The 12055-nt window shown below is 32.0% G+C and carries 16 protein-coding genes, 3 pseudogenes and 1 other annotated feature; of the genes and pseudogenes, 17 read left to right on the top strand and 2 right to left on the bottom strand.

Annotated elements, in window-relative coordinates:
- The first annotated feature begins 19 nt into the window (after positions 1-19).
- From PWK10_RS19565 to PWK10_RS06795, 15 genes and pseudogenes are all read left to right on the top strand, one after another.
- Positions 20-94 carry a 4Fe-4S binding protein gene (locus PWK10_RS19565; RefSeq protein ID WP_446715347.1) on the top strand — a complete coding sequence of 25 codons (75 nt, stop codon included), beginning with the start codon at positions 20-22 and terminating at the stop codon, positions 92-94.
- 596 nt (positions 95-690) lie between these two features.
- Positions 691-1343 (top strand): annotated as a pseudogene (locus tag PWK10_RS06865) (YggS family pyridoxal phosphate-dependent enzyme).
- 11 nt (positions 1344-1354) lie between these two features.
- Complete coding sequence (locus PWK10_RS06855) at positions 1355-1780, top strand: cell division protein SepF (RefSeq protein WP_274767777.1); 426 nt, start codon at positions 1355-1357, stop codon at positions 1778-1780.
- Positions 1781-1961: 181 nt separating this feature from the next.
- Positions 1962-2549, top strand: a complete 588-nt coding sequence (locus PWK10_RS06850; protein WP_274767776.1) for a YlmH family RNA-binding protein — start codon at positions 1962-1964, stop codon at positions 2547-2549.
- 11 nt (positions 2550-2560) lie between these two features.
- Positions 2561-2833 carry a DivIVA domain-containing protein gene (locus tag PWK10_RS06845; RefSeq protein WP_274767775.1) on the top strand — a complete coding sequence of 91 codons (273 nt, stop codon included), beginning with the start codon at positions 2561-2563 and terminating at the stop codon, positions 2831-2833.
- Entirely contained in the window at positions 2830-3036 is a 207-nt protein-coding gene (locus PWK10_RS06840; RefSeq protein WP_274767774.1) for a DivIVA domain-containing protein, read from the top strand. The genes PWK10_RS06845 and PWK10_RS06840 overlap by 4 nt, the downstream gene beginning before the upstream one ends.
- Positions 3037-3092: 56 nt before the next feature.
- Positions 3093-3288, top strand: a binding site (T-box leader).
- Positions 3289-3337: 49 nt separating this feature from the next.
- Positions 3338-6133, top strand: a complete 2796-nt coding sequence (ileS, locus tag PWK10_RS06835) for an isoleucine--tRNA ligase (protein ID WP_008908659.1) — start codon at positions 3338-3340, stop codon at positions 6131-6133.
- Between the two features lie 170 nt (positions 6134-6303).
- Positions 6304-6447, top strand: coding sequence for a hypothetical protein (locus PWK10_RS06830; RefSeq protein WP_274767773.1), 144 nt, complete (start codon positions 6304-6306; stop codon positions 6445-6447).
- Between the two features lie 92 nt (positions 6448-6539).
- The gene (locus PWK10_RS06825) at positions 6540-6755 is read left to right on the top strand and encodes a hypothetical protein (protein WP_274767772.1); all 216 of its coding nucleotides are present in this window, start codon (positions 6540-6542) and stop codon (positions 6753-6755) included.
- The gene (gene aroB, locus PWK10_RS06820) at positions 6752-7495 is read left to right on the top strand and encodes a 3-dehydroquinate synthase (protein ID WP_342455711.1); all 744 of its coding nucleotides are present in this window, start codon (positions 6752-6754) and stop codon (positions 7493-7495) included. Before PWK10_RS06825 ends, aroB begins: the two co-directional genes overlap by 4 nt.
- Before the next feature lie 110 nt (positions 7496-7605).
- Positions 7606-8294: pseudogene (locus tag PWK10_RS06815) on the top strand (5'-methylthioadenosine/adenosylhomocysteine nucleosidase).
- 97 nt (positions 8295-8391) lie between these two features.
- Positions 8392-9062: pseudogene (gene aroF / locus PWK10_RS06810) on the top strand (3-deoxy-7-phosphoheptulonate synthase).
- A 15-nt stretch (positions 9063-9077) separates the two neighbouring features.
- On the top strand, positions 9078-9227 hold the full coding sequence (locus PWK10_RS06805) for a hypothetical protein (RefSeq protein WP_274767771.1): 150 nt from the start codon (positions 9078-9080) through the stop codon (positions 9225-9227).
- Positions 9206-10000: a hypothetical protein gene (locus PWK10_RS06800; protein WP_274767770.1), complete on the top strand. Its 795-nt coding sequence runs from the start codon at positions 9206-9208 to the stop codon at positions 9998-10000. The genes PWK10_RS06805 and PWK10_RS06800 overlap by 22 nt, the downstream gene beginning before the upstream one ends.
- A 26-nt stretch (positions 10001-10026) precedes the next feature.
- The gene (locus tag PWK10_RS06795; protein ID WP_342455640.1) at positions 10027-10377 is read left to right on the top strand and encodes a hypothetical protein; all 351 of its coding nucleotides are present in this window, start codon (positions 10027-10029) and stop codon (positions 10375-10377) included.
- 37 nt (positions 10378-10414) lie between these two features.
- On the opposite strand, the gene PWK10_RS06790 is transcribed toward PWK10_RS06795, so the two are convergent.
- The gene (locus PWK10_RS06790; protein ID WP_274767769.1) at positions 10415-10588 is read right to left on the bottom strand and encodes a hypothetical protein; all 174 of its coding nucleotides are present in this window, start codon (positions 10586-10588) and stop codon (positions 10415-10417) included.
- Positions 10589-10632: 44 nt separating this feature from the next.
- Positions 10633-10980, bottom strand: a complete 348-nt coding sequence (locus PWK10_RS06785; RefSeq protein WP_274767768.1) for an ECF transporter S component — start codon at positions 10978-10980, stop codon at positions 10633-10635.
- 144 nt (positions 10981-11124) lie between these two features.
- Here PWK10_RS06785 and PWK10_RS06780 point away from each other — a divergent pair, with 144 nt between their 5' ends.
- Together PWK10_RS06780 and PWK10_RS06775 are read left to right on the top strand one after the other, a co-directional pair.
- Positions 11125-11409 carry a DUF5665 domain-containing protein gene (locus tag PWK10_RS06780; protein ID WP_008908666.1) on the top strand — a complete coding sequence of 95 codons (285 nt, stop codon included), beginning with the start codon at positions 11125-11127 and terminating at the stop codon, positions 11407-11409.
- A gap of 46 nt (positions 11410-11455) precedes the next feature.
- Positions 11456-12025 (top strand): TraR/DksA C4-type zinc finger protein, encoded by a 570-nt coding sequence (locus PWK10_RS06775; protein ID WP_274768153.1) that lies wholly within the window; start codon positions 11456-11458, stop codon positions 12023-12025.
- The last annotated feature ends 30 nt before the right edge of the window (positions 12026-12055 follow it).

Here is a 12055-nt window from a genome sequence, read left to right as displayed (position 1 = left end):
GACAATAAAAAGAACCTTTTTGGATTTTAAATGTTCTAAGTGCCTTGAATGTATAAAAGAATGTCCCAATAATAGTTTAAAACTAGAGATATAAATTTAAAGTCCCCATTTGGGGACTTATTTAAAATGCAAAATAATCGTTCATTTTTATACATCCTTGATTTTTGTAGGATTCTTTTTTCCTTTTTATTTGTAGTTTTTATTATTACGTCCTCTTTTACCTTTGTTATATTGCCGATTTCCATTATATCAACTCCTTTACTTTTTTATTGGTTCTTGGTTCGGCTCTAGGTAAAAGATTCATCCTCTTTGTGGTAAACCTTTTTAAAAGGTCTCCACATTTATAAGAAACATTATAAAACCTCCCAATCATATATGTTTATTTATCTACTTATATAATAACATTAGCTGTTGTATAATACAAATCTTGTTAAATTGTATAAAAATATTTAATAGCTTCTATGAGCTTTTAAATACAATAGGTTCTGCTTTCCTCAATTCTTCTACAATCTCCTCCGTTTTCCTATATACTTTATTGTAAAATGCTTGAGTTTTCAAAAATTAATATTAAAATTAAATATAAATGAAAAATGAAGGATTTTTTATTTATATGTAGAATTATATCATTGGACAATATTCACCAGTAATAAGGGGTGATTTTATGGCAATCGCAGAAAATATTGAAGCAGTATTAAAAAAATAGATGAAGCAGCATGCAAAATTGGTAAGAAAAGAGATGATATCACATTAGTAGCTGTAAGCAAAATGCATCCTGTAGAAAAAATTTTGGAAGCTAAAAAATATGGATTGTCTATTTTTGGAGAAAGTAAAGCACAGGAATTACTTCAAAAGTATGAAATGGTTCCTGATGTTAAATGGCATTTTATAGGTCATCTACAACGAAATAAAGTAAAATATATAATAGATAAAGTAGATCTTATCCAGTCTTTAGACAGTATAGAACTTGCTCAAGAAATAGATAAAAGAGCTAAAAAAATAGGGAAAAAGATGCCAGTTTTAATTGAAATTAATATAGGAAAAGAACCTAGTAAGTCTGGTATTTATGAAGAAGAACTTGATGAATTTGTCAAAAAGTTTCGGAGTTTGAAAATATAATTTTAAGTGGAATAATGACAATACCACCTGTAACTGAGGATAAAAATAAAACAAGGGATTATTTTAAAAGAATGCGATTTTTATTTGAAACATTAAAGCAATTTGATTTACCTAACAGTAATATAAAGTTCTTATCCATGGGCATGACGGATGATTTTGATATTGCTATTGAAGAAGGAGCTAATATTGTTCGAGTAGGAACCGGTATTTTTGGTAGGAGAATGTAAGGAGGGATATTATGCCAAATAAGATTTTAAAGCCCTTTAATAAGGTTATGGGGGTATTAGGCTTAGGAGAAGAAGAGGAAGAGGAAATAAAAGAGGAAGAAGATAAAGAGATTGAAGGAATAAACAAAGTAGTTAGTATAAATAGTTTTAAGACTATGTTCCCTAAAGTGTTATTAAAAAGGCCCCAAGAATTAGAAGATACTATAGACATCATAGAAGCTATAAAGGAGAAGAAGATAGTTGTTTTAAATATGGTTAATTTAGACCGTGATCTTGCACAAAGAATGTTAGATATAATTGTTGGTGGTTCTTATGCTTTAGGAGGGGACATAGAAGAAATAGCAAAATCTGTTTACCTTGTTGCCCCTGAGGCAGTAGAAATAACAAATGAACTTAAGGAGCATTTCGATAAGGGAACATTTATTAACTTTGACTAATGGCAGGGTGATGGCATGAATCAGATTAACATAAAAGGCTTTATTATTGATAAAAATACATATCTTTCTTTTTTAAACAAGATAGATCAATCTAAAAAATGGCAAACAGCTTTTACAGATTTTTAAACCCAGAGGAGCAGGCTGCGTTAAAGGAGCTCTGTTCTGATGAAGGTGTAGAAGTTTGTTTTTTGATGAAGGTAAGCTAGAAAGAACAATAGCTAAGCTTGGTTTGAATGATAATATAGAGTATCCTATCGATGTTCTTAAAATAGAAGGCAATTTTAAATTTGAACAGTTAGAGCATAGGGATTATTTAGGTGCTATTTTATCTTTAGGCATAAAAAGGGAAAAAATAGGCGATATTAACGTTTATGAAGATGGAGCTGAGGTTTACGTATTAAAAGAATTAAGCGATTATATTTTATTGAATTTAACACAAATAAAACATACAAGTGTAAAAATAAAGAAAATATCATTACAAGAAGCTCGTGAAAAACAAGTAAAATTTAAAGAATTTAATATAAATATTGCTTCACTGAGACTTGATGCTATTGTTGCGGAATTAATTGGAGTTTCAAGGAATAAAGCATCAGAGCTCATACGCAATGAGAAGGTTAAATTAAACTTTAAACTGATAAAAGAAGTAGATAAAAAAGTTGACCCTAATTCTGTGTTATCTATAAAAGGTTATGGGAGATTTCAACTTGGCGAATGCCTTGGAACAACGCGCAACGGTAGATTTGTGTTTAACGCAAAGAAAATTATTTAGGAGGGTTTGATATGACAATAACACCTAATGATATTGCTAATAAAGAATTTAAGAAGGTTTTTAGAGGGTATGATGCAGATGAAGTAGATGAGTTTCTTGACCAAATAGTTGAGGAGTATGAAAAAATTTACAAGGAAAACTTGAATTTAAAGGAGAAAATAAGCACATTGAATGAAAAAATCGAACATTATGCAAATATAGAATCAACATTACAAAATACGCTTGTATTAGCTCAATCTGCTGCAGAACAGGCAAAGGAAAACTCAAAAAAGAAGCTGAAATGATTTTAAACAATGCTAAGGAAAAGTCTGAAGAGCTTATTAAGGATGCTCAAAATAGAGCTAATCAAATTATTTCAGAGGCACAACAAAGGGTCCTCGAAATTAATAAAGAGTATGAAATGCTTAGACAAGAATTTAATATGTTTAGATCAAGATTTAAAGGGCTATTACAGGCACAACTTGAAACCATTGAAAAGTTTGAATGATTAATTATATTGACATCAATTACATATTGTAGTATATTTATGAATAAATTTAATATTATGATACGATGAAAGGGACGAGTAGATAGCATGGGGTTTTACAGAGAGTGGGGGAAGGTGAAAGCCCATAAACTACCAGCTATTGAAAATCACCCTTGAGTAGCAGGCTGAATTTTAGTAAGCTGTGCCGGCATAGCCGTTATTATAATTAAGATATAAATTTGGGTGGTACCGCGAGCAGACTTCGCCCCATGGTGAGGTCTGCTTTTTATTTTGGAAAAAATATACAGGAGGAGGATTTAGCATGGATTATAGCAAAACGCTCAATTTGCCACAAACAGAGTTTGCTATGAGGGCCAATTTACCACAAAAGGAACCTAATATTTTAAAGGAATGGGAAGATATTGATATTTATAAAAAAGCTCTTGAAAAGAATAAAGGGAAAACTCCATTTATTCTTCATGATGGACCACCTTATGCTAATGGCGATATCCATCTAGGACATACTCTAAACAAAATATTAAAAGATATGATAAACAAATATAAGACTATGAGAGGCTTTTATGCACCTTATGTTCCGGGATGGGATACTCATGGTCTTCCAATTGAACTTCAGGCATTAAAGAAATTAGGTATAAAGGTCCATGATGTGTCAACTATTGAGTTTAGAAATATGTGTAGGGATTACGCCCTTGAGCAGGTGGAAAGACAAAAGGAACAGTTTAAACGTTTAGGAGTTATAGGAGACTGGGAAAATCCTTATCTTACGTTATCACCGGAATTTGAGGCTAAGCAGATAGAGATTTTTGGAGATATGGCTCAAAAGGGATATATTTATAAAGGGCTAAAACCTGTGTATTGGTGCCCATCCTGTGAAACTGCCCTTGCAGAAGCAGAAATAGAATATGATGATGAAACTTCAAATTCAATTTATGTTAAATTTAGATTATTGGATGATAAAGGTTTATTTAAGGATCTTGGCGTTAACCTTAATAATATTTATTATGTAATATGGACGACAACAACTTGGACGTTACCTGCTAACCTTGCTATATGTCTAGGACCTGACTTTGATTATGTGCTTGCTAAGTTCAATGAAGAGGTGTATATAGTTGCTAAGGAACTTCTTGAAAATGTTAAAAAAGCTGCAAAACTTGAAGGAGAAGAAATTTTAGCAACCTTTAAAGGATATGAACTTGAAGGACAGGTATGCCATCATCCCTTCTTTGATAGAGAATCATTAATAATAGTTGGCGAACACGTTACATTAGAATCAGGAACAGGATGTGTTCATACAGCACCAGGACATGGGGAAGAGGACTTTTATATAGGTCAAAAATATGGATTAGAAGTATTAAATCCTGTTGATGGTAAAGGAAGATTTACTGAGCTTGCAGGCAAATATGCTGGATTAACATATAAGGAAGGGAACAAGGCTATTCTACAGGATTTAAGAGAAAGCAATATGCTTCTTGCAGAGGAAAAGATTACCCACTCCTATCCACATTGCTGGAGATGTAAAAACCCAATTATTTTTAGAGCAACAGAACAGTGGTTTGCTTCAATAGAAGGCTTTAGAAAGTCAGCAATAGAAGCCATAAAGGAAGTAAAATGGATTCCAGAGTGGGGAGAAGATAGAATTGAAAGCATGGTTGCTGAACGTGGCGATTGGTGTATTTCAAGGCAAAGAACATGGGGAGTTCCAATTCCAATCTTCTATTGTGAAGAGTGCGGTAAGGAATTGGTTGATAAAAATATTATTTACCATGTAGCAGAGATTTTCAGACAAAAAGGGTCAAATGCTTGGTTTGAATTAGAAGCAAAGGATCTTCTACCAGAAGGAACGAAGTGCGGATGTGGCTCGGATAAATTTAGAAAAGAAACTGATATTATGGATGTTTGGTTTGACTCAGGTTCAAGCCATGTAGGGGTATTAGAGACAAGGGATGAGCTAAGCTGGCCAGCTGACCTTTATATAGAAGGTAACGACCAATATAGAGGGTGGTTCCAATCTTCACTTTTAACATCGGTTGCAACAAGAGAAAAGGCACCATATAAGATGGTTATAACTCATGGTATGGTTGTTGATGGTGAAGGCAGAAAGATGTCAAAATCCTTAGGAAATGGAATTGATCCACTTGATGTTATAAAGGAATATGGCGCTGATGTTTTAAGGCTTTGGGTTTCTTCAGCAGATTATAAAAGCGATGTTAGAATGTCAAAGGATATTTTAAAGCAGCTTTCTGAAGTATATAGAAAGATAAGAAACACTGCAAGATTCCTCCTTGGAAATCTGTATGATTTTAATCCAGATACCGATATGGTTGATTATGAAGAAATGAATGAGCTTGATAAATGGGCTCTTTTGAAATTACAACACTTAATAAAAGATGTTACAGATGCTTATGAAAACTATGAGTTCCATATTTTATACCACGATATCCATAATTTCTGCGTCGTTGACATGAGCAATTTCTACTTAGACATAATTAAAGATAGGCTATATACGGAAAGACCTGATTCTAAGGAAAGAAGGGCTGCACAAACTGTTCTTTGGACGATATTAGATGCTTTAGTAAAAATGATTGCTCCTGTCTTATCCTTTACAGCAGATGAAATATGGAAGTATATGCCGAAATCAAAAAATAATAATTTTGAAAGCGTTCATCTTGCAGATTGGCCGGAAGTCGTTGAAAAGTATGTTGATAAAGAATTAGAAAATAGATGGGATAATGTTCAAAGAATAAGAGGAGAAGTTTTAAAGGCATTAGAGATGGCAAGAGTTAATAAAATAATTGGACATTCATTAAATGCTAAAGTTCAAATATTTGCTGAAGGTGAAACCTATAATTTCTTAAATGAAATTAGAAACTATCTAGAAACAGTATTTATAGTTTCTAAAGTGGAGTTGATTGAAGGAATTAATAAAGCACCTGAAAATGCTTATAAAGGAGAGGAAATCAAAGAATTGGCTGTCCTTGTTTCTCAAGCTGACGGAGAAAAATGCGAAAGATGCTGGGTATACAGTGAAACAGTTGGAAGGTCAAAAGAACATCCGACTTTATGTGCAAGATGTTTAGAGGTAGTTAAGAGTCTATAATAAAAACCCCTTAAGGACGACCTTAAGGGGTTTTTACTTTTACTATATTTTATGTCAAGGAAAAGTGAAAATAATATATTTGTAAGGGCTGCGATAAAAAACATAGTTGCTAGGATAAATCTTGCTAGGTCTTCAAATCCTACTGTCGCTTTTTGCCAAGATATATGTTTATGAGACCGCCTATAAGAAATAAAATTCCTATTATGTATTTTAAAAATTTAACCTTCGAATATTTAAACAAAACAAATGTAAGGATAGCAGAAAACAAGGAAACTGCAACAATAACTGTAAAAAACGTCCTAAAACCATTTTAAAACACCTTCCTTTTTTAATATTATATATTTCTTTTCATTAAAATGTTTAATTGTTATAATATTTTTAAAGAAGTGTATTAGAGGGGTTAGTTATGAAGGAAGTTAAAGTAAATGTTTCAAAACCTTATAATATTTACATATCCCATGATTTTAACTTGTTTAAAGGATTGCTGGAGAAATATAAATGTCATTCATTATTTATTGTAACCGATGATACAGTTTATAATCTATATAAAAATTATTTTAATCAAATTCCATATATAATTGGATTAAAATCAATTAAACCAGGGAAGGAAGCAAAAACATAAATACAGTTCTTGAGATATACAATTCGCTAATTAAATGTAACGCTAATAAAAAGACGGCAATAGTAGCCATGGGTGGAGGAGTGGTTGGCGATTTAGCAGCTTTTGTAGCCTCAACCTTTATGAGAGGGATTAGGGTAGTTCATATACCTACAACTCTTATGGCACAATGTGATAGCAGTATAGGTGGAAAAACAGGATTTGATTATAACGGAATTAAAAACATTATAGGAACTTTTTATCAACCGGAATTTGTCTTTACTGATGTAAGTTTTTTAAAAACGTTGGATAAAAGGCAATTTTTAAATGGAATTGCTGAAGTTATCAAATATTCTATAGTTTGCGATGAGGGCCTTTGGGACTACCTGATGCAAAATAAAAGGGGATTGCTTGAAAGGGAATCTGATAAACTTATGCATATAGTTCATAAATGCTCTAAAATTAAAGCTAAAATCGTAGAAGAAGATGTGTATGATAATGATAGAAGACAGGTTCTTAATTTTGGACATACAATAGGTCATGCAATTGAAAGCTACTTTAAATTTGAAATTTTACATGGAGAGGCAGTATCCATTGGCATGGTGGTTGAATCTTATTTATCTTATCAGCTTGGATATATTAATTTTTCAGATTATCAAAGGATCATCGAGTTGATAAAGAATATCGGATTACCCGTAAAAATAAAAGTCGATGATATCGAAAAATTAATGGAATACATAAAAAAGATAAGAAAAAATAAATGAAAATATAAAATTTGCTTTACCATATAATATTGGCCATGCTATAATTACAGGGGATTTAAAAGAAAACTTTGTAAAAAATGCTATAAAATATTGTTTGGGAGGTTAAATAGATGATCGGAATAATTGGAGCAATGGAAGAAGAAATATTAAAGCTAAAGAAAATGATGAAGGTAGATAGAATAGAAAAAAGGCTAATATGGAGTTTTACAAAGGAATTTTACTTAATAAAGATGTTGTAGTGGTAAGAAGCGGCATAGGAAAAGTCAATGCTGCCATTTGCACACAAATACTTATAGACGATTTTAATGTGGATATAGTGATAAATACTGGAGTAGCAGGCAGAGTTAACGAAAAATTAAATCCAGGTGATGTTGTGATATCAAAGGATTTAGTTCAACATGATGTTGATGGAACATGCATTGATTATAAGCCAGGACAAATACCAAGAATGGATGATTATATTTTTAAAGCAGATGAAAAATTGATAAGCTTGGCATTTGAAGCAACCAAGGACATAGAGCATTTTAATGTTCATATAGGAAGGATTGCAACAGGAGATCAAGTAATTGCAGATTCTAAAAAGCTTATATGGCTCAAGGAAACCTTTGATGCGTTAGCTGTTGAAATGGAAGGGGCAGCTATTGCCCATGCCAGCTATATAAATAATATTCCCTTTGTAGTAATAAGGTCTATTTCAGATTTTGCAGATGAAAACCATGTTGCAGATTATGAAAAGTATATTAATATAGCAATAGAGAATTCTATTTCAATTTTAACAAATATGTTAAAAAAGCTGTAGGTGATACTATGGTCAAAAAATAAAGCAAGGTCCTAAGGTTAATATAAATCAGCCTTTAATAATTGCTGGACCCTGCAGTGTTGAAAATTATGATATTATGGATAAAACAGTTAAATTTTTAAAGGAGTTAGGAATTGAATACATTAGGGGTGGCGCATTTAAACCAAGAACATCTCCCTATAGTTTTCAAGGTTTGGGAATGGAAGGAATAGAAATACTAGAAGATATGAAGAAAAAATATGGTGTTAAAATAGTTTCAGAGATACTTGACATTAGAGATCTTGAAGAAATGATAGATTCGATTGATATAATACAAGTTGGTTCAAGGAATATGTATAATTATCCCTTGTTAAAGGAATTAGGGAGGATAAAAAACCTATTCTTCTTAAAAGGGGTATTTCGGCAACAATTGATGAATGGTTAAATGCAGCGGAATACATAGCTTTGGAAGGAAATACTGATATAATTCTGTGTGAAAGAGGTATAAGAACATTTGAAAACTACACCAGAAATACTCTTGATTTAAATTGTGTTCCTGTGGTTAAGCAAAGGACTAATTTGGCAATAATAGTAGATCCAAGCCATGGAACTGGAAGAAGAGAATTGGTAAAGCCATTAAGTCTTGCAGCAATTGCAGCTGGAGCTGACGGATTATTAATAGAAGTTCATCCTGATCCGGATAACGCTTTATCGGATGGTTTCCAGTCATTAAATTTTGAGGAATTTAAGGATACATATAACAAAGTAATTGCCACATATCACGTGTAAATACGAGGTGATTAAATGAATTTTATTACAAGTAAATGTAATAATCTAAAGGGAAGAGTTAGATTAAAAGGGGATAAGTCGATATCCCATAGGGCTGCATTAATTTTACCACTGTGTCATGGCGATGCAGTGGTTAAAAATTTTTGTTTGCTGAGGATACGATAAATTCTTTAAATGCAATGAGAATGCTTGGTGCAGATATAAAAATAGTTAATGATGAAGTTCATTTTAAAGCCAGAGGACTACAAAGTTTAAAACCACCAGTTAAGAGTATATATCTTGGAAATTCTGGGACATCTATAAGGCTTATATCTGGCATATTGTCATCCATAGATGGATATTTTGCTGTTTATGGGGATGAATCCCTTTGCAGAAGACCAATGAAAAGGATTATCGATCCCCTTAACATGATGGGAGCTGATATTAAGTCAATATTAAATAACGATAGGGCACCTTTATTAATAAAGGGAGGGAAACTAAAGGGAATAGAATACAGCTTAGAAGTTCCTTCTGCTCAAGTTAAATCTGCTATTATTTTGGCTGGACTTAATGCAGATAGGGAAACAAAAATAAAGGAAAAGGTTAGATCACGGGACCATACTGAAAGGATGTTAAAATATTTAGGGGCAGAATTAGAAATTAAGAAGGATGAAATAAGATTAAAGGGAGGGCAACAATTACAAGCAAGGGATTTATTTGTCCCATCTGATTTTTCATCAGCTGCCTTTATTATAGCAGCTGCTGCATTGACTGAAAATTCGGAGGTTACAATTGAGGATGTGCTTTTAAATCCAACACGGATAGGTTTTCTAGAAGCATTTAAGAATATGGGAGGTCAATTTGAAATATTGAATTTAAGAGAAGTTAACAATGAGTTGGTAGGCAGTATAAAGGTTTATAGAAGTAAATTAAAGGGAATTACTATTGAGGGGAGATAATTCCAAGGCTTATAGATGAAATTCCTTTGATATCAATTCTAGCAGCTTTTGCTGAAGGTAAAACTATAATAAAAGATGCACAGGAATTGAAATACAAAGAAAGCAATAGAATAGAAAGCATAGCTTATAATTTAAAGGAAATGGGAATAGAATACGAAATCAGAGATGATGGATTAAAGATTTTAGGCAATACATATATTTTGAAAGACAGTTATAATTTTTATTCCTTTAAAGATCATAGAATAGCTATGGCTTTTTCATTAGTTGGTTTTGTTTTGGATAATGTTAGAGTTTATGGCTGTGACAATGTTAAAACCTCTTTCCCAGATTTTGTAGAAGTTATGGAGGGAATAAACGGAAAAATTAAGATAGTATAAAACTTTATATGGGGTTGAATGATATCAACCCCATTTTTCACTCTTTAAAAGAAGATTTAAGAGCCTTTACTACGGCAGTAACGATTATTACTGCTACTATAATTTCTAGAGTTCCATTTTTAAGACCTACTAATAATAGGAATTTTCCTAAAGTATCTATTGCAATTTTTCTTATGTTGGCAAAGGATTGGGCAGCAAATAAGTAAATCATTGATAAAACTAAAACGGTATTTGTTAAAGTTCCTAAAATTGCTGTTAAAGATGCATTTTTGTTTTCTTGTAAGCTAAAGCAGAGACTATACCTATCATAATTCTTGGAAATATAGAAACCATTGGATTTATAAAAACAGGGGCTAAAGGACCAGAAAGATTACTGATTAAACTTGAGAGGCCAAAGATTAACCCTACAATTATTCCACCAAAATAACCTTCAAAAATAGATGCAATTATAACTGGAATGTGCATAAATGTTACCCTGATGGCTCCTAATTGGATGTAACCAAATGCAGTAAAACTCATAAAAATAGAAATTGCACCTAAAATAGAAATACGAGTTAAAGTTTTTAATGGAAAAGGTTTGACTTGATTTGGATTAGTTAACATAAAAACACCTCCATGTTCCGGCCATAAAGGTCCAGACATATTTTAATTTAATTTTATATTTTTTATGAAATCTAATCAATATAAAATTACTATAAATACATATTTAATAAGTTTTTAAGGCAAAATAATTTTGGAGGGCCTTTTATGAAGGAAAAAAAGGATTTAGAATTAATTAAGAATTTATCGCTACAACTTGAAAGAGCGAAAATAGGTGATTATGTAGATTTAATGCAAAATCCAACTCGTTTGATTTTATTAAACTTTATTTCAGGGATAGCAAGGGGAGTAGGCATAGGAATAGGATTTACAATATTAAGCGCTTTTATAATTTATGTTTTACAGCGGCTTGTTATGCTTAATTTACCCTTAATAAGCGGTATTATTTCTGAAATAATACGCCTTGTAAAATATAGATTGCCAGGAGCATAAGGAGTGGTTTTATGGATTCAAACAAATTAAAACAATATAAAGAAAAATTAAAAAAGAAAGACAAAGAATTTTACAAACCATAGATTCTATGTATGAAAATGGTCTTGCAAGTCCACAGCGGGAGGAGGTTGGTGAGCTTTCTGTAAACGACAATCATCCTGCGGATATGGGGACAGAAATGTTTGATAAAGAAAGGGGATATGCCCTTTTAAGCAATGAAAAGGATATGTTATATCAAATAGATAGAGCCCTTGAAAATATAGAAAAAGGAACATATGGAAAATGTGAAGTCTGTGGAAGAGAGATTGAGGAGGAAAGGCTAAATTTGTTACCCTATGCCCTAAGGTGTTCTAACTGTGAAAAGGAAATGATTAATCATAATACCTTTAGGTATGATAGACCAGCAGAGGAAGAGGTTCTTAATTATCCCTTTGGAAGGACCTTTAATGATATATCTGAATCGGTTGAGTATGACGGTGAAGATGCATGGCAGGATGTTGACGAATTTAATAAAATTCCCAAAATGAAACGAAATTATGAAGATGAGTATATAAGCGGAACAGTAGAGGAAACTGATAATATTAGCAATCAACAATATAAAAATCAGTTACCCTAAAGGGCTTGCATTATTGCAAGTCTTATTTTA

It is taken from the genome of Caloramator sp. Dgby_cultured_2, from assembly GCF_028872215.1.
GTDB lineage: Bacteria > Bacillota > Clostridia > Clostridiales > Caloramatoraceae > Caloramator > Caloramator australicus.
Note: the sequence above shows the minus strand (reverse complement) of the source record. Positions and strands in the feature narration are given on the sequence as shown.